At 68.0% G+C, this 23,362-nt stretch carries 20 protein-coding genes and 1 tRNA gene; 8 read left to right on the top strand and 13 right to left on the bottom strand.

Features of this window, described 5'->3' with window-relative positions; all coding sequences use genetic code 11:
* Positions 1-39 precede the first annotated feature (39 nt).
* The gene (locus ON37_RS10155) at positions 40-1,278 is read right to left on the bottom strand and encodes an IS110 family RNA-guided transposase (RefSeq protein WP_040718638.1); all 1,239 of its coding nucleotides are present in this window, start codon (positions 1,276-1,278) and stop codon (positions 40-42) included.
* A 248-nt stretch (positions 1,279-1,526) separates the two neighbouring features.
* On the opposite strand from ON37_RS10155, the gene casG reads away from it, so the two are divergent.
* The 3 genes from casG to ON37_RS10140 all read left to right on the top strand — a co-directional run bounded on the left by casG (position 1,527) and on the right by ON37_RS10140 (position 4,877).
* The gene (gene casG, locus ON37_RS10150) at positions 1,527-3,182 is read left to right on the top strand and encodes a steroid-24-oyl-CoA synthetase (protein WP_040718637.1); all 1,656 of its coding nucleotides are present in this window, start codon (positions 1,527-1,529) and stop codon (positions 3,180-3,182) included.
* 96 nt (positions 3,183-3,278) lie between these two features.
* Positions 3,279-4,274, top strand: a complete 996-nt coding sequence (locus tag ON37_RS10145; protein WP_157171404.1) for a hypothetical protein — start codon at positions 3,279-3,281, stop codon at positions 4,272-4,274.
* Between the two features lie 144 nt (positions 4,275-4,418).
* Entirely contained in the window at positions 4,419-4,877 is a 459-nt protein-coding gene (locus tag ON37_RS10140; RefSeq protein WP_040718635.1) for an SRPBCC family protein, read from the top strand.
* A gap of 67 nt (positions 4,878-4,944) precedes the next feature.
* Here the strand turns inward: ON37_RS10140 and ON37_RS10135 are convergent, their stop codons facing one another.
* From ON37_RS10135 to ON37_RS10120, 3 genes are all read right to left on the bottom strand, one after another.
* Positions 4,945-6,711 (bottom strand): acyl-CoA dehydrogenase family protein, encoded by a 1,767-nt coding sequence (locus ON37_RS10135; RefSeq protein WP_040718634.1) that lies wholly within the window; start codon positions 6,709-6,711, stop codon positions 4,945-4,947.
* Between the two features lie 790 nt (positions 6,712-7,501).
* Positions 7,502-8,602, bottom strand: coding sequence for a cytochrome P450 family protein (locus ON37_RS10125; RefSeq protein WP_306306469.1), 1,101 nt, complete (start codon positions 8,600-8,602; stop codon positions 7,502-7,504).
* Between the two features lie 550 nt (positions 8,603-9,152).
* Positions 9,153-9,226: transfer RNA gene (locus ON37_RS10120), tRNA-Ile, on the bottom strand.
* A 157-nt stretch (positions 9,227-9,383) separates the two neighbouring features.
* Between ON37_RS10120 and ON37_RS10115 the strand changes: the two genes are divergently transcribed.
* The 3 genes from ON37_RS10115 to ON37_RS10105 all read left to right on the top strand — a co-directional run bounded on the left by ON37_RS10115 (position 9,384) and on the right by ON37_RS10105 (position 12,242).
* On the top strand, positions 9,384-9,821 hold the full coding sequence (locus ON37_RS10115) for a nitroreductase family deazaflavin-dependent oxidoreductase (RefSeq protein WP_040718629.1): 438 nt from the start codon (positions 9,384-9,386) through the stop codon (positions 9,819-9,821).
* A gap of 217 nt (positions 9,822-10,038) precedes the next feature.
* The gene (locus tag ON37_RS10110; protein ID WP_051031418.1) at positions 10,039-11,058 is read left to right on the top strand and encodes a TerC/Alx family metal homeostasis membrane protein; all 1,020 of its coding nucleotides are present in this window, start codon (positions 10,039-10,041) and stop codon (positions 11,056-11,058) included.
* 269 nt (positions 11,059-11,327) lie between these two features.
* Positions 11,328-12,242: a slipin family protein gene (locus tag ON37_RS10105; RefSeq protein WP_245553137.1), complete on the top strand. Its 915-nt coding sequence runs from the start codon at positions 11,328-11,330 to the stop codon at positions 12,240-12,242.
* On the opposite strand, the gene ON37_RS10100 is transcribed toward ON37_RS10105, so the two are convergent.
* From ON37_RS10100 to ON37_RS10080, 5 genes are all read right to left on the bottom strand, one after another.
* Complete coding sequence (locus ON37_RS10100; RefSeq protein ID WP_040718627.1) at positions 12,184-13,941, bottom strand: SDR family oxidoreductase; 1,758 nt, start codon at positions 13,939-13,941, stop codon at positions 12,184-12,186. The genes ON37_RS10105 and ON37_RS10100 overlap by 59 nt on opposite strands.
* A 23-nt stretch (positions 13,942-13,964) precedes the next feature.
* The gene (locus tag ON37_RS10095; RefSeq protein WP_085997263.1) at positions 13,965-14,969 is read right to left on the bottom strand and encodes a PDR/VanB family oxidoreductase; all 1,005 of its coding nucleotides are present in this window, start codon (positions 14,967-14,969) and stop codon (positions 13,965-13,967) included.
* A gap of 101 nt (positions 14,970-15,070) precedes the next feature.
* The gene (locus tag ON37_RS10090; protein WP_040718625.1) at positions 15,071-15,973 is read right to left on the bottom strand and encodes a metal-dependent hydrolase; all 903 of its coding nucleotides are present in this window, start codon (positions 15,971-15,973) and stop codon (positions 15,071-15,073) included.
* 126 nt (positions 15,974-16,099) lie between these two features.
* A complete protein-coding gene (locus ON37_RS30895) occupies positions 16,100-16,552 on the bottom strand; it encodes a hypothetical protein (RefSeq protein ID WP_051031416.1) in 453 nt (150 codons plus the stop codon).
* Positions 16,553-16,652: 100 nt separating this feature from the next.
* Positions 16,653-16,973 carry a winged helix-turn-helix transcriptional regulator gene (locus ON37_RS10080; protein ID WP_040718640.1) on the bottom strand — a complete coding sequence of 107 codons (321 nt, stop codon included), beginning with the start codon at positions 16,971-16,973 and terminating at the stop codon, positions 16,653-16,655.
* Positions 16,974-17,054: 81 nt separating this feature from the next.
* Here ON37_RS10080 and ON37_RS10075 point away from each other — a divergent pair, with 81 nt between their 5' ends.
* On the top strand, positions 17,055-17,315 hold the full coding sequence (locus tag ON37_RS10075) for a Rossmann-fold NAD(P)-binding domain-containing protein (RefSeq protein ID WP_373282000.1): 261 nt from the start codon (positions 17,055-17,057) through the stop codon (positions 17,313-17,315).
* 45 nt (positions 17,316-17,360) lie between these two features.
* Here ON37_RS10075 and ON37_RS10070 read toward each other — a convergent pair whose 3' ends face one another.
* Both ON37_RS10070 and car read right to left on the bottom strand, forming a co-directional pair.
* Positions 17,361-17,585 carry a hypothetical protein gene (locus ON37_RS10070; protein WP_040718624.1) on the bottom strand — a complete coding sequence of 75 codons (225 nt, stop codon included), beginning with the start codon at positions 17,583-17,585 and terminating at the stop codon, positions 17,361-17,363.
* A 131-nt stretch (positions 17,586-17,716) separates the two neighbouring features.
* Positions 17,717-21,187, bottom strand: a complete 3,471-nt coding sequence (car, locus tag ON37_RS10065) for a carboxylic acid reductase (protein ID WP_040718623.1) — start codon at positions 21,185-21,187, stop codon at positions 17,717-17,719.
* 518 nt (positions 21,188-21,705) lie between these two features.
* Between car and ON37_RS10060 the strand changes: the two genes are divergently transcribed.
* Positions 21,706-22,767 carry an Rpn family recombination-promoting nuclease/putative transposase gene (locus ON37_RS10060; protein WP_083892866.1) on the top strand — a complete coding sequence of 354 codons (1,062 nt, stop codon included), beginning with the start codon at positions 21,706-21,708 and terminating at the stop codon, positions 22,765-22,767.
* 148 nt (positions 22,768-22,915) lie between these two features.
* Here the strand turns inward: ON37_RS10060 and ON37_RS10055 are convergent, their stop codons facing one another.
* Both ON37_RS10055 and ON37_RS10050 read right to left on the bottom strand, forming a co-directional pair.
* A complete protein-coding gene (locus tag ON37_RS10055; RefSeq protein ID WP_040718621.1) occupies positions 22,916-23,119 on the bottom strand; it encodes a DUF397 domain-containing protein in 204 nt (67 codons plus the stop codon).
* Positions 23,120-23,137: 18 nt separating this feature from the next.
* On the bottom strand, positions 23,138-23,341 hold the full coding sequence (locus tag ON37_RS10050) for a DUF397 domain-containing protein (protein ID WP_040718620.1): 204 nt from the start codon (positions 23,339-23,341) through the stop codon (positions 23,138-23,140).
* Between the last annotated feature and the right edge of the window lie 21 nt (positions 23,342-23,362).

Raw genomic sequence — 23,362 nt, 5'->3', positions numbered from 1 at the left:
CAGCCCATGACACCCTTTGTGTCAACCTATGCGTCGAGATCAGGCTGCGGTCTGATGCTCGACGCGGTCGCGGGCGCCGCCGTGCAAGGCCGGGTCGTAGGTCCTGCCGTTCTGCCAACAACGCCAGATGACCCGGATCCAGGCTCGGGCCAGGATGCGGGTGGCATGGGGATGATCCTTGCCCGAGGCACGTGCACGGTTGTAGATATCGGCGGCCCATGGGCTGGAGAAGCGACTGTTCGCGGCGAAGGTAGTGATCGCCAGACGGAGGCGTTTGTTGCAGGCCCAACGGAACGACACTCCGCGCTGTTTGCCCGAGGCTTTGGTGACCGGGGTGATTCCGGCCAGGGCGGCGACGGCGTCGGGATGGTCGAATACCTCGCGGGCATCACCCCATTCGGCCAGGATCTGGGCGGCGTTGATCGTGCCTGCCCGGGGAAAGGACCGGAACAACGCCCCGTCGGGGTGAGTGTCCATCGTCTCGCTAATAGAGCGTTCCAGGGTTTTTATCGCGGTGTTGAGCGCGCTCAGAACGCTGACCTGGGCCAGCACCGCGTCACGGACGCCCTCGGTGAGGGCGGGATCGCTGGTGCCGGCTGGGGCCGAACGCAGTCGGGCCAGCAGCACGGCGGCAGGCTTCTTGCCCGAGTAGCCCTGTTTGGCGCAGAAAGCGGCGAGGCGCTTCACGGTCAACGATGCGGCCGAAGCGGCGGTGGGGTATCGGGTCAAAAACGCCAGCGCGATAGCGGACTCGATATCGGCGAAGATAGCTTTGGCGCCGGGCCAGTGCGCGTCCAGCAGCGCGGCGAGCTGGTTGATCGCGGCCACCCTGGCGTCGACCAAGTCGCCTCGGGTCCGGGTCACAGTGCGAATCGCCTTGGTGTGACCCGACATTGGTGCGGCCGGGCGCAGCCGGTGGATACGCACCCGCAGGTAGTCGGCGATGACATGGGCATCACCGGGGTCAGACTTCGCGCCGGAGAGAATCTCGGACTCACGCCAGACCTTGATCGCGGTCGGCTTGACCGGCAGCACTGGATGCCCGGCCGCGAGCAAGGCGTCGACCAGCCGCCCGTCGGGGCGTTCGATTGCGACCGGCACTTGCTCGGCCCCGCCGAGCTTGTCGAGGCGGGCAGCGAGCCGAGTGAACCCGGCCGCGGTGTGCTCGATGGTGAACGCGGCGACTTTGCGGCCGGCCTGATCGAGCACGCATACGGCGTGTTCGGCTGCGGCCCAATCGATCCCGACGAAGTACAACGGTCCGTCCAGCTGCGACAACTACGTCGCCTTCCTTCTCGTTTCCCGGGGCAGGAACCAGGCGGAGGCGAGGAAACCGACAGCGGAGTGGTCACTAACCGGCGCTCTACGGCGCATCCCTTTGTCATCGCTTCACGGTTCCGGGGAAGCCGGGGGCGGCAGTGTCATGCAAGCCCTCGAGGGGCGATCACCACGGGCCGTCACCCCAGCTTCCGCCTGGTTCTTACCACACACGTCGTATTGACGTCTGCAAGAAAGAGGGTCCACTAGTGACCACCACCCCCACCCCGGACCTCGCCGCCGTCGTGGCCGAATCGACCGGACCCGGCGGCCGCTTCGAACTCGTCGAGGAGGACGTGCTCGGCGCCCGGATTCCCGTCCTGCGTCACCGGCGCCGCGCCGTCGCCGAACTGCTCGCCGAATCGGTTCGCTTCGGTGACCGCGACTATCTCGTCACCGAGGATCGCCGACTGTCGCACCGCGAACATGCCACCGCCGCAGCGGCTTTCGCTGCCGCGCTGCGCGCCGAGTACGGGGTCGGACGCGGAGATCGGGTGGCGATCCTGGGCGCCAACACCATCGAGTGGGTGATCGCCTTCTGGGCCGCGCAGACCCTCGGTGCGATCGCCGTCGGCCTGAACGGCTGGTGGGTGCCGCGGGAAATCGACCACGGCCTGCGGTTGACCGAACCGGCGGTGGTCGTCGCCGACGCCCGACGCTCGGCGCGGCTCGCCGAAACCGGCTGCTGCGCGCCGGTGGTGACGATGGAACAGGATGTGCCCCGCCTGATCGCCGCGTACACCGGAGCCGAGCCGGAGGTGCCCAATGTGGCCGAGGACGATCCCGCGGTCATCCTGTTCACCAGCGGCACGAGTGGAAAGCCGAAGGCGGCGTTGCATTCTCAGCGCAATCTCCTCGCCGTCACCGGTTATTTCGAATACAGCGACGCACTGGCCGCGGCGTACGCCGACACCACCGTGGAACCCGGGGCGCCACTGGACCTGCGCTGTCTGCTGACCTCGCCGCTGTTCCACGTCGCCAGCCTGCACAATCTGGTGGTCCCCCGGCTGGCGACCGGTAGCGCGGTGATCATGCCGGGCGGCGCCTTCGATGCCGACCGGATTCTGCGTCTGATCGAGCGGGAGCGAGTCACCAACTGGGGCGCCGTGCCCACCATGGCCGCGCGGCTGCTCGAACACGGTGACATCGGCCGCTACGACACCTCCTCGCTCACCGCATTCGCGCTCGCCTCCGCACCCTCCTCCCCCGCGTTCAAACAGCGTCTGCGCGAGGAGATTCCATTCGCAGCCGATGCCCTGGTCGACAGCTACGGCCTCACCGAATGCAGTACGGCCGTCACCGTCGCCACCCCCGCCGATCTCGCCGAATCGCCGGGCACCCTCGGCCGCCCGATCATCACGGTCGCGGTGGAGGTCCGCGGTCCCGACGGATCGCCGGTGCCGGAGGGCGCGGAGGGTGAGATCCACGTGCGCAGCCCGTTCGTCATGGTGGGCTATTGGCGCGATCCGGAGGCGACCGCGGCCGCTATCGACGCCGAACGATGGTTGCGCACCGGCGATTTCGGCGTGCTGGAACAGGGCAGGCTGCGTCTCACCGGCCGCCGATCGGATCTGATTCTGCGCGGCGGCGAGAACATCTACCCGGTCGAAATCGAACAGTGTCTCGACGAACATCCCGCGGTCGTGGAATGCGCCGTGGTCGGCGAACCGGATCCCGATCTCGGTCAGCGGGTGGCCGCGGTCGTCGTGGTCGGCGACGGTGCGACCGTCGACGAGGCGGAACTGCGCGCGTTCGCGCGGGAGCGGCTGGCCTATTTCAAGGTGCCCGAACGCTGGCGGATAACCAGGGAGCCGTTGCCGCGCAATGTCACCGGGAAACTGATGCGCCGGCAGATCACCGCTTAGCCCGGACCGCTTTGCCGCTATTGCTGTTCGGTCGTCCAACCGGCATCTACACTGTGGCGGACCTTATTGTCCTGCGTCACAAGGTGAGAGGTGCGCATGCCTCCGGACCCGGTTCCGATGATGCAGGCGTTCGATCACTTGTCGGCCCGAATGTCGCTGCTGCAAGCCGGAACGTTGCTCGCGCCCACGATGCCGGAGCAGGGCGCTGCCCGCTTCGGGCGCATCGTGGCCGCACAGCTGGCCGCACTGGCCATCCGGGGCCATATCGGCCTGCACGTCGGCAGCGACGAATTCGTCGGACCGACCTCGCTGCGCGCCGTCCTGCTGCCGGGCGTGCCCGAGCCGGCGGCCGAGGAGGAGCGGCTGCTGCTGCGCCACCTGTTCGGCAACGGCTACTCGGTCCGGATCGCCGCCTGCACCGACGGTCCCGGCTGGGATCGGCTCGGGAAGACCGTGCGACGGGAGTTGGCCGCCAACGGTTTCGGGTGGGCGCGCCCGGAACGCTATCGCGTGCTGGCGACGATGTTCCGGCTGCGCCGCCGGATGGTGGACCATGCGGCCCGGCAGCCGGCCTGGCGGGACAACGAGCCGCTGCATCGCAGCGGTTATCCCTTCGCGGTGCTGTTCGGCATCGACACCGGCCCGGGCCCTTACTGGCCCGGCCCGGAATCGGAAGCGGATGTCTCGCTCTCGCTGCCGTGGGCGCTGCCGCAGGCCTGTGCCCACGCCGTCCGCCATTCCGGCGAGATCGCTTATTCCACACGCTCATCGGGCGTCGCGGCGCAACTGGCCGAGATCGAACAGTTGTTGATGGCCATGGACGCGCACGCGCAGGAGGTGCGCTGTCACCACGTGCTGGAGGCGGAACGGCTGGCGCGGTTGATCGACGACTACCGCTGGCGCTACAGCACCCAGACCCTCGCCACCGCACCCCGGCCCGAGGTCCTGCACGCCGCACTGCTCGACCTGGTGCGGGAAACCGAATCCGTCCGCGCGCAACTGCCGCTCGGCGGAGCAGCGCACGACGAAGCCGTGCTGGTGTCGATGTATGCCGTCCGGCTCGCGGATCTGGTGCTGGACCGCACGCCCTAGGGCCGGGCATGCCCGGCGGCATCCGGCCCGCCGCTCCCGTGCACCGAGGCGCATCCGGATCCATGACGCATCGTTTGGCGCCGCTCGACCGGGTATCCGCGTCTCGTCGGAACGTCCGGCCCGTTGTCGTCGAAGGGAGATCCGATGAGCACTACCGTCACCGAATCGATCGATGTCGAGGTGCCGGTGTCCACCGCCTACAACCAGTGGACCCAGTTCGAGACGTTTCCGGAGTTCATGGAGGGTGTCGAACAGGTCGAACAGATCGACGACACCCATCTGCACTGGGTGGTCGAGATCGGCCCGGTCACCAGGGAATTCGATGCGACGATCACCGAGCAGCATCCCGATGAGCGGGTCGCCTGGCGGTCGGACGAGGGGCCCGAACACGGTGGGGTGATCACCTTCCACCGGCTGGCGGACACCACCATCCGAATCACCGCGCAGATGGAGATCGAACCCGAGGGCGTCGTCGAAACGGTCGGCGGCAAACTCGGCGCGGTCGACCGCCGGGTGAAGGGAGACCTGCAGCGCTTCAAGAAGTTCATCGAGGAACGCCACAGCGAGACCGGCGCGTGGCGCGGCAACATCGATCACCCGTGACGGGGGCGATCGACTCGACGCGCCCGCCCGGGCCGGACGCCTGGGGCGCCCGGTCCGGGCTACCGGGTCAGCGGCGCGGGTCGTTGCAGCGGGCGTCCCACGCGCCCGGGAGGTCCTCGGAAAGCACTGGCGCACCCAGGGTTTCGTCGTCGAAGCCGAAGGCGTCCAGCAGGGCGGGCAGATGTCCGGCGAGGGTGTCGATCGCCGCGCGGAGCTGCCGCTTGACCGACTCCACCCCGGCCACGTCGAGCATGCCGTGGGTGAGATACCAGGCGGCATTCTGGTCGAGGTAGTGCAGCGCGAACACGTCGCGCACCGCGGCGATCTCGGGCTGATCGGCGTGCTGGTGGAGCAGTTGCAGGGCCTCCTCGGCGCAGTAGGCCTCGGCCAGATTCAGCGCCTCGGGAATGACGGCCAGCCGGTCGGCGAGGTCCGGCGTCGCCAGATACTCCTGCGCCTCCTGCACGATCGTCAGGGTGCGGGCGTTGAGCAGCCCCAACCGGTCGGCGGGGTCGGCCGGATCGTGCAGGCCCGGTTCCGGCGCGGGCTTGCCCGCCAGATGTTTGGCCAGCACCCGTCCGGCCACGGACCCGAGCACGTAACAGTCGCCCTCGCCGGTGATGGCCGCGTGGCAGACGCCGAGGTAGTCGGCGACGCGGTTGGCGCTGAACATGCCCTGCGCGCCCATTTTGATGCGGCAGTGCGTCACCGTGTCCAGCGCGTGCAACTGGATGAAGTGCTTGGCCAGCATCACCGATACGACGGTGTCGCGATCGGTCAGATCACTACCGGCGAGGAAGGTCTTGATCGCGTTGCCGTAGATCGTCCGGGCGACCGTGCCGGCCAGATCGGTGAGCAGTGTGTCGCGCACGTGCGGCAGGTCGAGCATGACCGGTGTGTCGGTCGGAGTCAGCGGGACCAGCCGCCGGGTGGCGTAGCGCAGCGCGATGTAGAGCGAGGCGCGGGCGGTCGCGTTCAGACAGGACGACAGCGCGAGCCGGCCGACGGTGAGCTGGCTGATCGCCGAGGCGAACGACCGCTTCCGGCTGTTCTCGTCCCGCCAGGTCAGCACGCCCTGATCGTCGATGGTCGCGAGGTCGTTGCTCAGCCAGGCGCTGCGTTCGACGCGCAGATTGTCGAAGCTGATGACCGAGTTGTCCATGATGACCAGCGGCTGGTGATCGAGCTGGGTGATCGTCACCCCGGGCGCCGGTTCGCCGTCGGCGCCGCGCAGCCGCGCCGCGAACAGGTGCACGCCTTGATCGACGCCCGCGGAGTCGATGTAGCGGGCGCCGACGACACAGACCCGGGAGACCGGAATTCCCACGCTGGGCATGAACTTTCGCGCTCGCGGGTTCGGGGTGTTGATCACGAACCCGTCGCCGTCCCAGGTCGCGGTGGTCTGCATGAAGCCGATATTGGACCCGCAGCCGTATTCGGTCAGCAACATGACGCCGATACTGGAAGCATCGTCGAGGTCGTGCAGATACGGTGCCGCGGACTCGGAATCGGTCAGGGTCGCGAGACTTCCGGAGGCCAGGTTGTAGTGCCCGGAGATCAGCGGAATCAGGTCGGTCGCGAGGACGGCCGACCAGTCGAACACGGCGAACAGTTCGGGCAGATCGGTGGCGACGGCCTGCGTGCTGCCGATCTCCTTGACGAGGTAGCGCAACTGGTCGTAGGCGTTCTCCCGCCGCTGTTCCTGGCTCTGCTTCTCCGTGACGGCGTAGTCCGGGTTGCTCAGAACCTGCTGCAGCTTCTGGTGGAACTCCAGGCTGCCGTGCCGAAGAAGTTCGGCCAGCGATGACCCTTCCTTGTACCCGTGCGTAACCATAACCGCCTCCTACTCATTCACGATCCCACCGGCAATTCGTCCGCCGCTGGGCATACCGAGGCCATCGCTACCGGACTACGACGCACCCGCGCCGACATCACCGCACATGCTGCGGCAACACCGGGAACAGGAGAAGGAAGCCGGGGCGATTACCTGTCAAAAGCTCAACGCACCACACACCTTCACGCGAATGCCGTCCGCTACCCGGCCACCGGTTTCCGCGCACCGTGGCGAGCGAACGGCATACGCCGCCCCCGGCTCGTGGTGAATCGCGGGAACGCAGAGGAGGTTTCGCCGAACTGCAGGCACCGAACCGGGTTCCGTCGACGGAACGAACGGTCGGTTCGCTTCGGCTCGACACCGGCGCACCCGCGCCGCGGAGCCGACATCGCGGTCGTTTCGACCTGCGACACCACTGTTGCCGCAGAGTTGCCTTCGACCGTCCGAGCCACGAATTGTATTGTGCCACAAATCGTCTTGTGTCTCACAGCGAACGGACACACTCTTGCGACCCCGGCGCGGACGGCGCTTGCAGCAGGTGCTCCGCAACCCGTCGCCGGCCGGGTTCACGGTAACGAACGGTGCTGGTCAGCCCGGCGGCATCGAGGCCGTGCCGGGATCGTGCAGACCGTGAGCAATCGGGAGATTCCCCTTGACAGCCGGCGCCCGCTCGCGCGTGCGAGCAACGGGCAATCCGCGTGATCACCGACAGCGGCGCCGGTGCTGGCACCGGGCGAGACGAGCCGACCGGCTGGGACCGATCACAAAAACACGGCCACCGGCCGCACGCTCAGAGCGTGAACGGCGGCGACGGCGGGAAGACGACCGGCAGTTCGGTCAGCGCGCGGTGGAACGGTCCTGGGCGCCAGACCAACTCGGATTCGGGCACCGCCAGCCGCATCTCCGGCAGTGCGTCGAGGAGTTGGTCGATGACGTCCTGCGCCAGCAGCAGCCCGTACGGCCGGGCATGCGCCGGGCAGGCATGGTCCCCGGTGCTGAACGCGAGATTCCAGCCGTTGTCGAGGAATTCGCCGGTGTTCATCTCCGGGTCGGTGTTGCACGCGGCCATGCTGATGATGACCGGCTGATGCGCCGGCAACCACACCCCTTCGATCAGGATGGGCTGTCGCGGATAGGTGATGCAGTAGTTCGCCATCGGCGGGTCGGTGGCCAGCCGCTCGTCCAGCGCGTTCCGGGTCGACAGCGGGAGCCGGTTGTCCGTGCTGGTGAACCGGCTGTCGGTCATCATCAGCAGCAGCGTGTTGGCGACCAGGTTCAGCGGAGGTTCGACGCCGGCGGCGAACAGCAGGACCAGCTGATGCACCATCTCCTCGTCGGTCAGCCCGGCGGGGTGCTGGGCCAGCCGCGTGGTGACGTCGTCGCCGGGTTGCGCCCGCTTGAGGGCGGTGAGGTCGAGCAGCGCCTCGCCCATCTGGGCGTTCACCGTCGCGGTGTCGACACCGTCGAACATCGCCGCGCTGGCCTCGGCGACCCGCTGGCCGATATCCGGCGGGCAGCCGAGCACCTGACAGAACACCGAGAAGACCAGCGGAAGGGCGTACTGGCTCAGCACATCGGCCTTGCCGTCCTCACAGAAGGTGTTGACCAGCGGGATCGCCGAGGTCTCCACCATCGAACGCAGGGAGTGCAGATCGATCCCCGCCAGCGCGTCACTGAGCGCCTTGCGGTAGCGCGCGTGCTCCGGGCCGCTGGTGCGAATCGCGTTGGGCCGGTACTCGATCATCGGCATGATCGGAATATCGGGCGGTGCGGTTTTTTGCCAGGTACTCGGGTCGGCCGGGAAATGATTGGAGTCGTTGAGGATACGCACCGCGGTGCTATATTTGATCACCAGGGTCGCGGGGACACCCGGCCACATCTCGACCGGCACGAGCGGTCCGTAGTCTCTACGCATCCGACGGTAGGCCCCGTGAGGATCGGCCGCGAATTCCGGCGAGTAGATCGGAATCCGAGGACCGATGTCCTCGATCGGCGACCTCGGGTTGGCGGTAGCACCCTGATGCGGCTGCTGCGGATACACGTAGTCTCCTTGAAATCGGTTGCGGCAGCATAGTACCCAAGGTGGGAGCTCGACGTAGCCGGATGGAAGCTTCGGGAGATACCGGCCGCGGTGGCCGACACAACGGGCAAGTGGGACGTATCTCGCTGGTACAAGCCGCTTTTCAGATTAGGGGTGGATCGCTGGGCGGACAACGCCTGCCCGACGAACCATACGCCGTCCCGGCTGCCGATGGTGTGCCGATCGGGTTGCCGGGCGGTCACCGCGAACCGTGAGCCGCCGGCCGAGACCGATCTGCGCTGGACCGCGGCGGAGCCGCCGATTCCCACGTGCCGAACCCGCGAATACGAAGCCGAACGCGTACCGCGCCGCCGGCGTCGATCACTTTTCGTGACCATGTGCGCAGGTCGAGACGCTGGTGTGGGGCGGGTGGGGCTCGAACCCACGACCAGCGGATTATGAGTCCGCGGCTCTAACCGACTGAGCTACCGCCCCTGGCCGCGGCTGCGCGCGGACGTGGGGATGCTACCTCGTCCGCCCCGGCCGAGCCCAGCCGGGTTTCGCGGGCCGGGGTGCGGCTGAATCCCGTTGCGGGCTTTCGGGCTCCGTGGCGGATAGGGTGGGGGCAAGGGGCAGCGATCGGAGGTGTGGGATGGCCGGCGTGTTTTCCACCGCTCTGCGGGTGCATCAGTGGATCTACGAGAAGTCCGACGGGTACGTGGGGCATCGGTTGCTGTTCGGGAATCCCACCCTGCTGTTGCGGACCGTGGGGCGCAAGACCGGGCAGCCGCGGACCAGTGCGCTGACCTATGCCGAGGACGGGACGGATTTTCTGGTGACCGCGTCCAACGGTGGGTCGCCGCGTCCGCCCGGATGGCTGGCCAATGTGAAGGCCGCCCCGGAATGCGAAATCCAGGTCGGACATCGGCGGATTCCGGTGACCGCACGGCCGACGTACCCGGGCGACGCCGACTATGCGCGGCGCTGGTCCCTGGTCGACAAGGTCAACAAAGGTCGATACACGCAGTATCAGAAGATGACGGACCGGCCGATCGCGGTGGTGGTACTCAGCCCGCGCGGCCGAGCGTGACGCGGGGCGCACCGGCGGGTTCGTCCCGGAAGCGGCGCGGTTGCCGCTGACCAGGTAGTTGGTTTTCGGGCAAAGGTTTCGCTATCCTCGCTTCCGAGGGGAGTACTTCCCAAGCGTCACACCGGTCAGTACGGATTCCGCCGTCGGGATCCCCGGGTGGCCGCCCGGATATCGGGCGAAGGAGACCTCGGGTGCTTTCGCATACCCGAGGAGACCTGTGAATTCAAGCGTTCATGCCGCGCAGCAATTGCACACGATCGGCAGTCCCTGGCTGTGGGCCGCGACCATCGCAGGCGTGCTGGTGCTGCTCGCGCTGGACTTCGTCGTCACCCGCAAACCGCACGAGGTATCGATGCGGGAGGCGATCGGATGGACGGTGTTCTATCTGGCGCTGCCGGTCGGCTTCTTCGGCATCATCTGGGCCGGGTACGGATCCACTCCCGCCACCGAATTCATCACCGGCTATCTGTTGGAGAAGTCGCTGTCGGTGGACAACCTGTTCGTCTTCATGCTCTTGCTCGCTGCCTTCGCGGTGCCCGCGGCGCTGGCGCAGCGGGTGCTGCTGTTCGGCATCGTCGGCGCGCTCGTGTTGCGCGGCCTCTTCATCGCGGTCGGCGCGGCGGCACTGGCCTCGCTCGATTGGGCCTTCCTGCTGTTCGGCGCGATTCTGCTGGTCACCGCGATCAAGCTGATCCGCGATGCGCTGTCGGGCCACGAGCAGGACGTCGATATCTCGCGGATGCGCTCGGTGCGGCTGATGCGCAAACTGATGCCGGTCACCGACGACTACCGCGGCACCCGGATGACCGTCCGGGAGGCCGGGCGACGCGCCCTCACGCCGTTGGCGCTGGTGGTGACCGCTGTGATGGCCACCGATCTGGTCTTCGCGATCGACTCCGTGCCGGCGGTGTACGGCGTGACCGGCGATCCGTATCTCGTCTTCGCCACCAACGCCTTCGCCCTGCTCGGTCTGCGCGCGCTGTATTTCGTCCTGCAAGCGGTCCTGGCCCGGCTGGTGCACCTGGCCTACGGGCTGGCGGTGATCCTCGGCTTCATCGGCGTCAAACTGGTGCTGCACTGGGCGCACAGCTACTGGGACTGGTTGCCGGAGATCCCGACCGCCGCCTCGCTGCTGGTGATCGTGGTGGTGCTCGGCGCGGTCACCGTGACCAGCCTGCTCGCCACCCGCGGTGACGCCGACACCGACTCTCCCGCAACCGATTCCGCGGCTCGATAACCCCGCGGGCCACCGTAGCGTGAGCCGGTGCTGTCTCGCCCGCGGCGAATCGACCCGGTGCTGCGGCGCGGCGATGGCCGACGATCAGGTGATCGGGAGGCCGCCGGACGGTAACCGCACGGCCGCACGAGCGCCCGCCGAAACGGCCGAGGTAGGCCGGTAGCGGGCGTGGCCGATCCGCGGCATCGGTGCCATCATCGATGCCAGGAGCCCGGGCGCCGGCGCGGTCGGGCATTTCGCACGGTGGTGGCGTTATGGACGTTGCGACGATGGTTTCTCTCGTCGTGGGGGCCGGGGCAGTCCTCGCCGCGTTCGCCGCCGGGACCGGGCTGCGAGTGGTGCAGCAGTACGAGCGCGGGCTGGTGTTCCGGTTCGGCCGGGTGCGGGCGGCCCGGGATCCCGGATTGCGGCTGCTGATCCCGTTCGCGGACAAGATGCGCAAGGTGCCGATGCAGATCGTCACGATGCCGGTGCCCGGTCAGGAGGGCATCACGCGGGACAACGTGACGGTGCGGGTGGACGCGGTGGTGTACTTCCGGGTGATCGATCCGGTGCAGGCCGTGGTCGAGGTGCAGGATTACCTGTTCGCCGTCGAACAGGTGGCACAGACGTCGCTGCGTTCGATCATCGGCAAAAGCGATCTGGACGATCTGCTGTCCAATCGAGAGCAGCTCAACCGGGGCCTGGAGTTGATGATCGACAGCCCGGCGATCGCCTGGGGCGTGCACATCGACCGGGTGGAGATCAAGGATGTGGCGCTGCCGGAGTCGCTGAAGCGGTCGATGTCGCGACAGGCAGAGGCCGAGCGTGAGCGCCGTGCCCGGGTGATCACCGCCGAGGGCGAGTTGCAGGCCTCCCGCAAGCTCGCCGAGGCCGGGGACCGGATGGCGGCGGCACCGGCCGCGCTGCAGCTACGCCTGTTGCAGACCGTCGTGGAGGTGGCCGCGGAGAAGAATTCCACCCTGGTCCTGCCGTTCCCGGTCGAACTGCTGCGCTTCCTGGAGCGCTCGACCCCGGCGGACGAGGGCGGCGAGCAGGCCCCGGAACCCGAGCCCACACCTCCCGCGACCACGACTCCCCGGCCCGCCCCGACCGACGCCGCGCCCGCCGTCGAGCAGCGTGCCCCTACGTCAGCTTCACCCGCGCCGCGACGAACCGATTCAGCGCCGGAGCCAGCCGACTGAAGTGGTACTGCAGGTGCGCTTCCGGAGTGACCGGGACGATATCGCGGTGGCGTTCCACCGCACGCACGATCCGCTCGGCGACCTTCTCCGGCCCGTACCCGCGTTTGCGGTACAGCGCGTCGTATTTCGCCTGCTTCGCCGCCTCGGCATCACCGGCCAGTCCGGAAAAGCGCGTGGTGGCAACGATATTCGTATGGACGATGCCGGGACAGACGGTATGCACCTCGATGCCCTTGCCCGACAGTTCGGCGCGCAGGCAGTCGGAGAACATGAACACCGCCGACTTGCTCGTCGAATAGGCGCTGAATCCCTGCTGCGGACTGTAGGCGGCCATGCTGGACAGGTTGACGATATGCCCGCCGAGCCCGCGCTCGGCCATGGCGGCGCCGAAGGTGCGGCAGCCGTTGACGACCCCGCCGAGATTCACTCGCAGCACCCGGTCGAATTCGGCGGCGGAGGTGTCGAAGAAGTCCCCGGCCTGGCCGATGCCCGCGTTGTTGATCAGGATGTCGGGCACGCCGTGGGCGGCGATCACCGCATTCGCGTGCTCGCTCATCGCCGCTTCGTCGGAGACGTCGACCGCGTAGGCGTGCGCGGTGCCACCGGCCGCCGCGATCAGTTCCGCGGTCTCCTTGGCCGCGTCCAGGTTCAGGTCCGACAGGACCACCTCGGCGCCGCGCCCGGCGAAGGCCAGCGCCGTTTCGCGGCCGATGCCGCTGCCGCCCCCGGTGATCACGACCAGCCGATCCGCGAACGGCCCGGCTTGCGCACCGACCTCGGCGCGGCGCAGCGTGCGCGGGTACTCACCGGTCTCGACGGCCGTGGCGAGTTCGGTCGCCGAGGTGGCCAGCAACTCCGGATGGGAGAACGGCAGCCAGTGCCCGCCCGCGATCTCGCGCCGGAACAGCCGATCGGTCCACTTCGGGGTGTCGTCGTAGCCGGCGGGACGCACCGCGATATCGCGGCGGGCGATGATCAGCTGCACCGGAACCTCGGTGTGCCGCTCGCGCGGGCCTAACATGCGCGGCAGGATGTTGGCGCGGTAGATCCGCATGCCGTCGAAGAAGTCCTGCCGGAACGCCGGGCCGAGTTTCACATTCTCCGGGGAGGTTTCGTTCATCAGGCCGATGAACCGCTTCCACACCTTCTCCGACGACAGCGGCCGCATCACCGCCTTGTTCAGCCCCGGCGTCATGAACAGGAAGGTGTAGGCCGAGGAGAGCAACTGCGTGGCCGGCCCCCACACCGCGCCGCGGCCCATCCGATCGCGGGTCCACTTCGCCAGGTGGTCGAGATTCGGGCCGGAGACCGAGGTGAACGAGGCCACCCGGGCCGCCGCCTGCGGTTCGCACACCGCCTCCCACACCTGTACCGAACCCCAGTCGTGGGCGAGCACGTGCACCGGCCGGTCCGGGCTCACCGCATCGGCGACCGCGTAGAAGTCGGAGGCGAAGCGGTCCAGGCCGTAGTCCTCGGTGCGATCGGTGCGGGTGGAGCGGCCGTGGCCGCGGGTGTCGTAGGCGACGACGTGGAAACGACCGGACAGCTTGGGAATCACCCGATCCCACAGGTGATGGTCGTCGGGCCAGCCGTGCACGAGCACCATGGTCGGCGCGGCGGGATCGCCGTATTCGTAGACGGCGATATCGAATTCACCGTTGCGGACGAAATGTTCGGAGTCGGGTACGGGTGCGGTCACAGCGGTCTCCTGGAGGCGGAAGGTCAGAGGTCGAGTACCAAACGTTCACCCGCACACCGCGATACGCAGATGAGCAGCTCGCCGTCGGCACGTTCGTCGGGGGTCAGTACGGTGTCGCGATGATCGGGTTGTCCGTCGAGGACACGCACCTTGCAGGTGCGGCAGAAGCCCTGGCGGCAGGAGTAGGCGATGTCGGGGCGCGCCCGAAGCACCTCGTCGAGCACCGTGCGATCGGCAGGAATGTCGAGTACTTCGCCGGTGCGGGCGAGTTCGACGCGGAACGGCTTACCGTCGGCCACCGGCGGGGCGGAGAATCGCTCGGAATACAGTTCCACGCCGCGCATCTCGCGGACGGCGGCCGCGATCGCGGCGGTCATCGGCACCGGACCGCAGCAGTAGACGGAGGTGTCGCGGCCGACTCCGGGGAGCAGGTCCGCGGCGGTCGGGAGCCCGTGCTCGTCGTCGGTGCGGACGCGCACCCGGTCGCCGAAGGATTCGATCTCGTCGAGGAAGGGAATGGTGTCGCGGCTGCGGCCGGTGTACACCATGGTCCACGGCACCCCCAGTCGATGCGCCATCCGCACCATCGGCAGGATCGGCGTAACCCCGATTCCGCCCGCCACGAAATGTATCCGGGCCGCGGTGGACCCGTGGCCCGGCAGGACGAAGGGGAAGGCGTTGCGCGGTCCGCGGACGGTGAGTTCCGAGCCGACGCCCAGTTCGTCGTGCACCTCGAGCGAGCCGCCGAGCCCGGTCGGGATCCGGCGCACCGCGATCCGGTAGTGGAACCGATCGGCCGGGTCGCCGCACAGTGAGTACTGGCGCAGCCGGCCCGAGGGCAGTTCCAGATCCAGGTGCGCGCCCGGCCGCCAGGAGGGCAGCGCGCGATCGTCGGCGGCCCGCAGCAGCAGGCTCACCACGTCGGTGTCGCACGCTTCCACCCGGCGCTCGACCACCCGCACCCGCACTCGGCCGCTGTCGACCGGACCGGCCGTGGGGCGCCGATTGACCAGGGCGGCCCAGCGCATTCGGGCCTCGGCGACCGCGCCGATGATCCGGATCGGACGGTCCGTGCCCCGGCCGCCGAACAGGTCCGACGGGAGCTCGGTGGGTACGGGTCGGCGCGTGGTCACGACGCGAGAGCCTGGGCCGCGGGCGATTTCGCCAGATAGGCGACCGCCTGTGCGGTCGAGCCGACCGAGGCCGGCGTGTAGCCGGGCTTGGCCACCGATAGCGCCGACCACAGCAGCGACGGAATCCCGGGCAGCGCACCCCGCCACATGGCGCCGAGCGCCTTGCCCACGATCCGTGGATAACCCATGTTCGGCAGGCCGGCGTCCTGGTGGACGAGATATTTGGTGCCGCGCAGCAGCAACGCCACGAAGATCGGGAAGGTGATCGCCATCAGCGCACAGCGGCGTACGTAGCCGACCTCGAAGTAGGTGGCGACATCGTGCGCGACGAAACGGTGTTCCACCTCTTCGGCGCCGTGCCAGCGATACAGGTCCAGCATATTGGGGGCGGCGCCGAAGCGTTCCAGGTCGGCGTTGATGATCCAGTCGCCCAGGAAGGCGAAGAAGTGCTCGAGGGTGGCGATGAAGCCCAGCCGCTCGACCAGGGTCTGGAACTCCTCCCGTGGCGACTGCCCGTCCCGCGGCCCGAGGGCCTTGCGGAAGATGTACTCCATTTGACGGGCGTAGCTGTCGACGTCGACGCCGTGGGCGCGGAAGACCTGCTGCAGGGAGTCGTTGTGGGTTTCGGCGTGCATCGCCTCCTGCCCCATGAAGCCGATGACCTGTTCGCGCAGCTTCTCGTCCTTGATCAGTGGCAGCGCTTCGGAGAAGGTCTGGATGAACATCCGCTCGCCCTCGGGCAGCAGCAGGTTGAGCGAGTTGAAGACGTGCGAGGCGATGGGCTCGGTGGCCAGCCACCGCAGGGGCGTGGCCTGCCAGTCGAACTGCACATTGCGCGCGTGCAGAGCTACCTCACCGGGATCGCCCGCATCGGCGTTGCGCAGGGGAAGTAACTTCATCGGTACTCCTGGTCGTCGTCTCGGCCGTGGGTCGCGACCGCGCCGGCATCATTGCTACAGCAGCGTAGCAATTTTTCGACGGTATGCGACACCCTGAGTACCACCTATTTCGGTGGCGGTCGCCGGTCAGCGCCGCTCCATCGGCCAACTACGCGTGTGACCGTCGGCGTCGACCGTGGTGGCCTTGGTGAAGACGTTGCCCGGCCGGACCAGGTCGGTGAGCGTGATATGGATCGGTTTGGTGACGAACTTGCCGGCCGCGCAGTTCGGATCGCAGGTGTTGTCGCGCTCCACCCCGTCCCCCTGCGCCTGATCCGGGCCCCAGCTGCGCCACACGATCTGTTCGACCTGGGCGCCGAGGTCGGCGCAGGCGAGGATCAGATGTTGCGGCCGAACCGCCGGCTTGTTGAAGGAACAGTCGATAACTTCCGGTTCGGTACTCGCCGTCGTCGCCTTGGTCGCGACCGGGCGGGCGTTCCCGGAATCCGAGGATCCGCAGCCCGTGAGTACCAGCACGGCGGCAGCCGCCGCCACGCCGAACAGTGGGCGGCCACCGCGCCGAATCGTGTCACCGTTCATCTCACTCCCCAGTCCTCGTCGAGCTCCACCCCCGCCGCCGGGGTGTCCCCCAACCTAGTGGATCACCGACTCGGACGAGCGGGCACGCATCGACCCGGCGTCAGTGGTCGCCCGGCACCGGCGATCGCGGGTCGAGACGGCGGCCCGACCAGGCCCACAGCGGCTGCAGCGCACGAGCGAGTTCGCTTCCGGCATCGGTCAATTCGTACGCCTTGTCCGCCCGTTTGACGATCACGCCCGCCTCCTGCAGTGCCTGCAACCGCACCGAGAACATGCTCGACGAACAGTTGTCCATGCGACGGCGCAATTCGAGGAAACCCAGGGGCCCGGGCTCCAGCTCCCAGACGATGCGCAGCATCCAGCGCTGCCCGAGCAGCTCCATCGCGGCATGTGGGGCGCTCCCGCGTGCCACCAAGCGCATTTCCACGGCCGCAGAGCCGCTCCCCCGGGCTACGAGCCGATCGCGCGAAGCAAACGCGCCGGCGAGGACGCCCTGCGTGCGATGATCGGCGAATTCGATTCGCGCGGTATCGGTTTCACGGTCGTCTCGGGCGACATGATCGAGGGAACGATCATCGTGCGCCTGCTCGAACGGCGTGATCCGGATGCGGTGGCGGCGCGAACCGAGCACGGCGCCCTGCCTACGGTCGAGGAGTTCGCGACCGCGATCGCCGACGCCACCACGGGAGTCGCCGAACCCGGGCACACCATCTATGTCGGTGGGGCGGACTATCTGGCCGACGCTGCGAGCCCGACCGCCTGAGCCTCGCGTCCCGGCGCCGCGCCGCATCGCCGGCGGCCCGTGCGCTCAGCCGTGCGCGTGGTCGAACCAGGCGTACGGAATCGACCAGTCCCATTCCGCCTCGGCCGCGTCGGCGAGGGCGGTGTCGGCGAGATGGGTGTCGGCGAGGGGGGTGTCGGCGAACGCGCATTCGCCGAGATACACCGGGATCATCGCACCGAATCCCGCACCGAGAGCGGACAATCCGTTCAGCACACAGCGCCACAGGGCGGACTTTTCGAGCCGGTGCACCGAGATCGACCTCCTTGTCGCATGCGGCGGGCACATCGAGCGCCACCGGCGCCCGGCGCCCGTGCCGACCACTGCTGTGGGGCAAGACAGTACGCGCGGATCACGCTCGATGTGTCCGGATTCGGCAATCTTCACAGCAGTCCGGCGGCGGTCAGGTCGGCGACGTACTTCTCGATCAGCTCCCGGGTGAGGTGCGGGATGTCCCGGTCCGGGCCGATGCCCGCCGCCCGCACCGCCGCGCGGAACCGTTCGGCGGGCAACGCCGAGCCCGGAATCGCGGGCGCCGGCCGGTGGAAGGCGTGCAGCAGCGGCAGTACCGAATGCCGCCGCTGCCGCTCCGGCAGGGCGCGCAGGGCGGTGTCGAAGCGGCGCAGCCAGTCGGCGTAGTCGGCGATGCGGGTGATGGGATGGCCCGCCTCGACGAGCCAGTCGACGAAGGTGTCGAGTCCGATGCCGTCGTCGTGCGGGTTGAGGACGTCGTAGGTGTCGAATCCCCCGGCGGTTTCCGGCGTCAGCGCGGTGATCGCGGCGGCGGTGAAATCCGCGGGGAGACCGTCGTAGTGGGCCCGACGGCCGTCGGCGGCGGTGCGGTAGAACGACTCCGGTGCCAGGCCGGTCGCGAGCACGCTGAGCAGCAGCCGAGTGAACATATCGGGCAGATTGAACTGTCCGGCGAAGGTGCTGTGCGCCAGGATCATATCGGAGCGGAACACCGCGACGGGCAGCCCGCACAGGTCGTGCGCCTCCCGGAGCAGTACCTCACCGGCCCATTTACTGTTGCCGTACCCGTTGGCGTACCCGGTGTCGACCACCCGTTCCGGGCTCACCGCGCGGATATCGCCGTCCTCGCTGAACCGCGCGGGGTCGACCTGGGCCGCGACCGCCACCGTGGACAGATACGTCACCGGTTTGCGACGGGCGGTGACGGCCAGGCGGATCACCTCGGCGGTGCCGACCACGTTGGGCCCGAACAGCTGGTCGTAGGGCAGCACATGATTGACCAGCGCCGCCGGATGCACCACGAGATCGACGGTTTCGGTGAGCTCGCGCCAGCGATCCTCGGCGAGGCCGAATCTCGGCTCGCCGACGTCGCCGGCCAGCACGATCAACCGGCCCGCTGCCGCGTCCCGATATCGTTGCAGCAGAACCGGATCCCCGCTGTCGAAGGCTCGGTCCAGGCGCGCCCGCGCGGCATCGGCGTCACTGCCGCGGACCACGCAGATCAGGGTGCCGTCGCAGGACTCCAGCCGCTGCAGCCATTCCAGGCACAGGAATCGTCCGAGGTAGCCGTTGGCCCCGGTGAGCAGCACCGTACGCGGCGTCGCCGGTGCGGCGGGTAATGCCGGTGCGGCGGTGAGGGTTTCGGTGTCGATGAACTTGTCCAGGGTCAGATCCGCGGCCCGCACCCGGATGCCGGATCCGTGCACGGTGGCGAAGGTCGGCCGACCGTCGCTGCGGCGCCGTTCGGTCTCGATGTAGTCGGCCAAGCGACGCAACGTATTCGCCGGATGCACGATGGTGCCGACCGGAACCTCCACGCCGAGCAGTTCGGTCAGTAGCTTCGACAGCGTCAGCGCCGACAGCGAATCGCCACCGAGGTCGGTGAAGTGCACGTCCGGCCGGATGTCGGCACTCGGGCACCCCAGCAGGGCCCGCGTGGCGCGGCCCACGGTATCCAAGACCGGCAGGCCGGAGGCGTCGCGACGGAGGGCGGCCAGTTCGTCGGCCTGTTCCCGGGACAGCTCGTCGTAGAGCTGTTCCAGATCCTTGCCGTAGCGTTCTTTCAGCTTGGGCCGCAACAGTTTCCCGATCCCCGACAGCAGCCCGTTCGCCTGCGTGAAGGGTTCGGTTTCGAGCAGGAAATCGCGAGGGATCTCGTAGGATTCGAGGCCGTTGTCCTTGGCCAGCCGTTGCAGCGATTCGGCCAGCGCGGTACGCGGTTGCGGCAGTGCGAGGGCCTCGTCGGTCGGCACGATCACCGCGAGCAGATAGGCGCGTTCGCTGCTGCCGTAGACGAAGATCTGCCGGATCAGCGGGCTGGTCGCGTAGATCGATTCCAATTTCGCGACGGTCACGAACTCGCCCTGGGACAACTTCAGCACATTGTTGCGCCGGTCCACGTACACCAGGTGGTCCGGGCCGAGTTCGGCGACCACGTCACCGGTGCGATAGAAGCCGTCGGTGTCGAACATCTCGGCGGTGATCTCGGGCCGCTTGTAGTAGCCGGGGAACATGGTGCTGGTCTTGATCAGCAGCTCACCGCGCGGGTACGGCTTGTCGGTGCCGAAGTAGCCGAGTTCCGGCACGTCGACCAGTTTGTAGTCCAGGACCGGCGGCCGGCGCAGCCGGTTGTCGATCATGACGCTACCGCCGGTTTCGGTGGACCCGTAGCCGTCGTGCAGACCGATGCCGAGCACCGCCTCCATGAAGGCCCGCGTCTCCGCGGCCAGCGGGGCGCTCGCGCACATCGCGGCGATGAACCGGCCGCCCAGAAGTTGCTGTCGCAGTGCGGTTTTCACCTCGTCCGCGGCGGCGGCCCGGTCGGCTCCGGCCCGGACCCGGGCCGCCACCTCGCTGTCGTGGTGCTGCAGGATCATCTCGCACACCCGGGGCACGAAAACCAGTTCGGTAGGCCGGACGAGCGCGAAATCCTCGAACAGCGTGGACATATCGCTGGTCGCGGTGAAATAGGCGGTTCCGCCGCGCGCCAGGGTGCCGCCCAGTTGCAGGCGCCCGGCGACATGGCTGAGCGGCAGATAGTTCAGCGTGATCGCCGGTACCGGAGCCGTGGCCGCGGCCCGCCACATGGCGGCGACCATGCGGTCGGTGTACATGGCGCCCTTGGGCGTTCCGGTACTGCCGGAGGTGTAGATCAGCAGTGACAGCGCATCCTCGTCCGCCTCCGGTGTGGGCGTGGGCAGGTTCGCGCCCCGGGCGAGCAGTTCGGTGAGCGGGTGCACGGGCAGCTCTCGCCCGGCGGCGGCGAGGCGGCGGCGCGCGGAGTCCAGCGCTGCCCTGTCATTGTCGTCGTCGGCGAGGTCGAAGACGACGAGCTGCCGGATGGCCGGGCTCGCCACCGCGGCGTCGACGGCGGCCGCCAGCAGTTCGGCACTGCACGCCAGCACCCGCGCCTCGGTTTCGGCGATGATCGACTTCCATTGCGCCACAGACCCGGTCGCCTGCAAGGGCACGGCCACCACACCGAGCCGCACTCCGGCCAGATCGACGGCGACATAATCGCTGCTGACGAATCCGGCGGTGCAGACGAAATCACCCGCCCGCAGGCCGTCGGCCCGCCACGCCGCCGCCAGCGCGCCGGCCCGGGACCACAGCTCCCGATAGGTCAGGGTTTCGAAGCGCGGCAGCGGGCGGCGCACTCGCCGGCCGCCGTCGTCGACGACGATCTCGCAGACGCGCTGCCCCACCGCCGGCCGCTCGGCATAGGCGGCGACCAGCTCGCCGATCAGCTCCACCAGCGCCCGACCCGGCCGTGCGATCGACGCACCCACCTCGGCCACCGGCCAGGCCGCGCGAATCTCCGCGTCCGCGTAGGCGGCGGCCAACCGCCGCTTACGCTCGGCCTTCTGGGCTTCGTCGGGCATCGGTGGGTCTCCCTCGGTCGTGGCGTCCGGACGCGCCGTGCATGCGCACCGTTGCGCATCACCGTTAACTTAGCTCCGCTAACCACCACCTCGTCAAGCCTCTTTCGCAACGATTAGGTACGCCGGGCAATTCACACCGCAAATGCCTGCTCACATGCCGGCTTCCGATCTCGGGAATGCCCGAATGCGGTCGCCGCCGTTCAGCCGCGATTCCGGGCGGCGCAGACTGCAGTCCCGCCGAGGACAATGCCTCGTATCGCGCAGCACCGGGGGACACCTCCAGTTCCGCGCCGGGCTCGGTGGCGGTCAGCCGCCCCCCGCCGGCGCGGCAACAAACACCAGTGCCACCAGCCGGACATGCGAGGACTGTTCATCGACTATCCGACAGCGGGTGTCGCGATCGGTCGGCGCGGCAAGCTTCGGTCTGACACACGAGGACCGACGCCGCGGAGGATGAGTTCTCGGCGCTGGTTCCCGTGGCGGGCAGATCAACCGAGCGCGCGGCCCGCCCTACGTGAATGTCTGTGCGGGAGAGTAACTTTCCTGCTATGTCCCCGTCCGGAGCGCACAACGCTACGCCGAAGTTTCCCGGCTCACCGCCTCAACCGCACGACCGGTACTTCCGGTGCGTCATGAGCCGACCCGCCGACGCAGCCTCCGAGTTGCGTGCGGTGTTACCGAAATCGGTTGTTGCCCGGATGGATTGGGACCGTTTGGAGCTGCAATCCGGCAGTCTGCTCACCAAGGAACTTGCGGCTCTCTACACCGACCTGCTCTACCGCACCCGGATCGACGACCGCGACGCCTACATCTTCATCCTGCTCGAGCATCAGAGCAGCGAGGACCGATTCATGGCGCTACGAATGCTCGAGTACACCGTAAATATCTGGAAGCGACACCTCGCCGACAACAGCAACGCGCGAGCGCTGCCGGCGGTCGTGCCCGTGGTGGTGTACAGCTGCCACGAGGGCAAGCCTTGGCGCGAACCGACCGAGCTGACTGAGCTGATAGATCTCGACGATGACCTCCGGGAAGCACTGAAGCCTTACCTGCCCAGTTACGGTTTCGTTCTGGACGACATCGCAGCCCTGGACGTGCGGGAGCTGCTGGCCCGTGAGGAACTGACTGCAACCGTCTCGGTAATGCTCACCCTGCACAAGATCGCGTACAACAACCCGAAGCTGGTAGAGCAGCTGGTACTACTCGCCCCGGTCCTGGCCCGAATGGCTGCCGACCCTGCCGGACGAGATGACCTGATCACAGCCTTGAACTATCTTATTTATGTCGGCGGAACCAGCGGTAGCGACCTGCAGCCGCTGCTGGACCAGCTCGATCCCCATACGAAGGAGGTCTTCATGACCATCGCCGAAGAACTGGAGGCCCGCGGGGAAGCACGCGGAGAGGCGCGCGGTGAGGCACGCGGGGAGGCGCGGGTGCTGCTTCAGCAGCTCGCGTTCAAGTTCGGTCCGTTGCCGGAGTCGGTCACCGAGACCGTGTACGCGGCCCGTCCCGAGGACGTGCGGAAGTGGGCGCTACGAATCCTCACCGCGGACACACTTGCCGCCGTCTTCGACCGATAGATTTCGAGGCAATCCTGCGGGGCGCCGGATCGTCGGAACAGCAAACACCAACGCCCTCTTTCCCGGAACGGCGGGCGAGACGGCAGAACCCCCGAAGCCCCAGGGAGACAGAGGCTTCGGGGGTTCTCGGATGTGGCGAGCGGAGGGGCTACACCCGATCGAAGCGGCCGCGCTGGACGGCTGCGGTGAAGGAGGACCACTGCGCGGGCGTGAACAACAGCGCGGGGCCGGTGGGATCCTTCGAATCACGCACGCCGACAGCATCATCGAGGAACGCCACCTCGACACAGTCCTTGGTCGAGGTGGAGAAGCTTGATTTGAACCACTTCGCACCACACAGGTCGTTCTTCATGGCATGTCCTCTTGCTGATTACGCCTGGTCGAACTCGCCGTGCTGAACACCCGACGTGAACGCAGACCACTCCGAGGGACTGAAGATCAGAGCCGGACCCGCGGGGTTCTTCGAATCACGCACGCCGACAGCATCTTCGAGGAACGCCACCTCGACACACTCCTTGCTCGCACCCGAGCGGCTTGACTTGAACCACTTCGCCCCGGACAGGTCGTTGCTCACGGCATATGCTCCTTAGATCTT

Source organism: Nocardia veterana NBRC 100344 (assembly GCF_000308855.1).
GTDB classification, from domain to species: Bacteria; Actinomycetota; Actinomycetes; order Mycobacteriales; family Mycobacteriaceae; genus Nocardia; species Nocardia veterana.
The sequence above is the reverse complement of the archived record's forward strand: the minus strand, read 5'-3'. Positions and strand labels throughout refer to the sequence as shown.

Excerpts from the sequence above, each read along its gene's own strand:
- ON37_RS10080 (WP_040718640.1), bottom strand. The coding sequence starts at position 16,973 with ATGCGCTTGGTGGCACGCGGGAGCGCCCCACATGCCGCGATGGAGCTG.
- ON37_RS10060 (WP_083892866.1), top strand. The coding sequence starts at position 21,706 with ATGTCTGTGCGGGAGAGTAACTTTCCTGCTATGTCCCCGTCCGGAGCG.
- ON37_RS10135 (WP_040718634.1), bottom strand. The coding sequence starts at position 6,711 with ATGGTTACGCACGGGTACAAGGAAGGGTCATCGCTGGCCGAACTTCTT.
- ON37_RS10055 (WP_040718621.1), bottom strand. The coding sequence starts at position 23,119 with ATGAAGAACGACCTGTGTGGTGCGAAGTGGTTCAAATCAAGCTTCTCC.
- ON37_RS10145 (WP_157171404.1), top strand. The coding sequence starts at position 3,279 with ATGCCTCCGGACCCGGTTCCGATGATGCAGGCGTTCGATCACTTGTCG.
- ON37_RS10075 (WP_373282000.1), top strand. The coding sequence starts at position 17,055 with ATGATCGGCGAATTCGATTCGCGCGGTATCGGTTTCACGGTCGTCTCG.
- ON37_RS10095 (WP_085997263.1), bottom strand. The coding sequence starts at position 14,969 with ATGCGCTGGGCCGCCCTGGTCAATCGGCGCCCCACGGCCGGTCCGGTC.
- ON37_RS10105 (WP_245553137.1), top strand. The coding sequence starts at position 11,328 with ATGGTTTCTCTCGTCGTGGGGGCCGGGGCAGTCCTCGCCGCGTTCGCC.
- ON37_RS10140 (WP_040718635.1), top strand. The coding sequence starts at position 4,419 with ATGAGCACTACCGTCACCGAATCGATCGATGTCGAGGTGCCGGTGTCC.
- ON37_RS10090 (WP_040718625.1), bottom strand. The coding sequence starts at position 15,973 with ATGAAGTTACTTCCCCTGCGCAACGCCGATGCGGGCGATCCCGGTGAG.
- car (WP_040718623.1), bottom strand. The coding sequence starts at position 21,187 with ATGCCCGACGAAGCCCAGAAGGCCGAGCGTAAGCGGCGGTTGGCCGCC.
- ON37_RS10115 (WP_040718629.1), top strand. The coding sequence starts at position 9,384 with ATGGCCGGCGTGTTTTCCACCGCTCTGCGGGTGCATCAGTGGATCTAC.
- ON37_RS30895 (WP_051031416.1), bottom strand. The coding sequence starts at position 16,552 with ATGAACGGTGACACGATTCGGCGCGGTGGCCGCCCACTGTTCGGCGTG.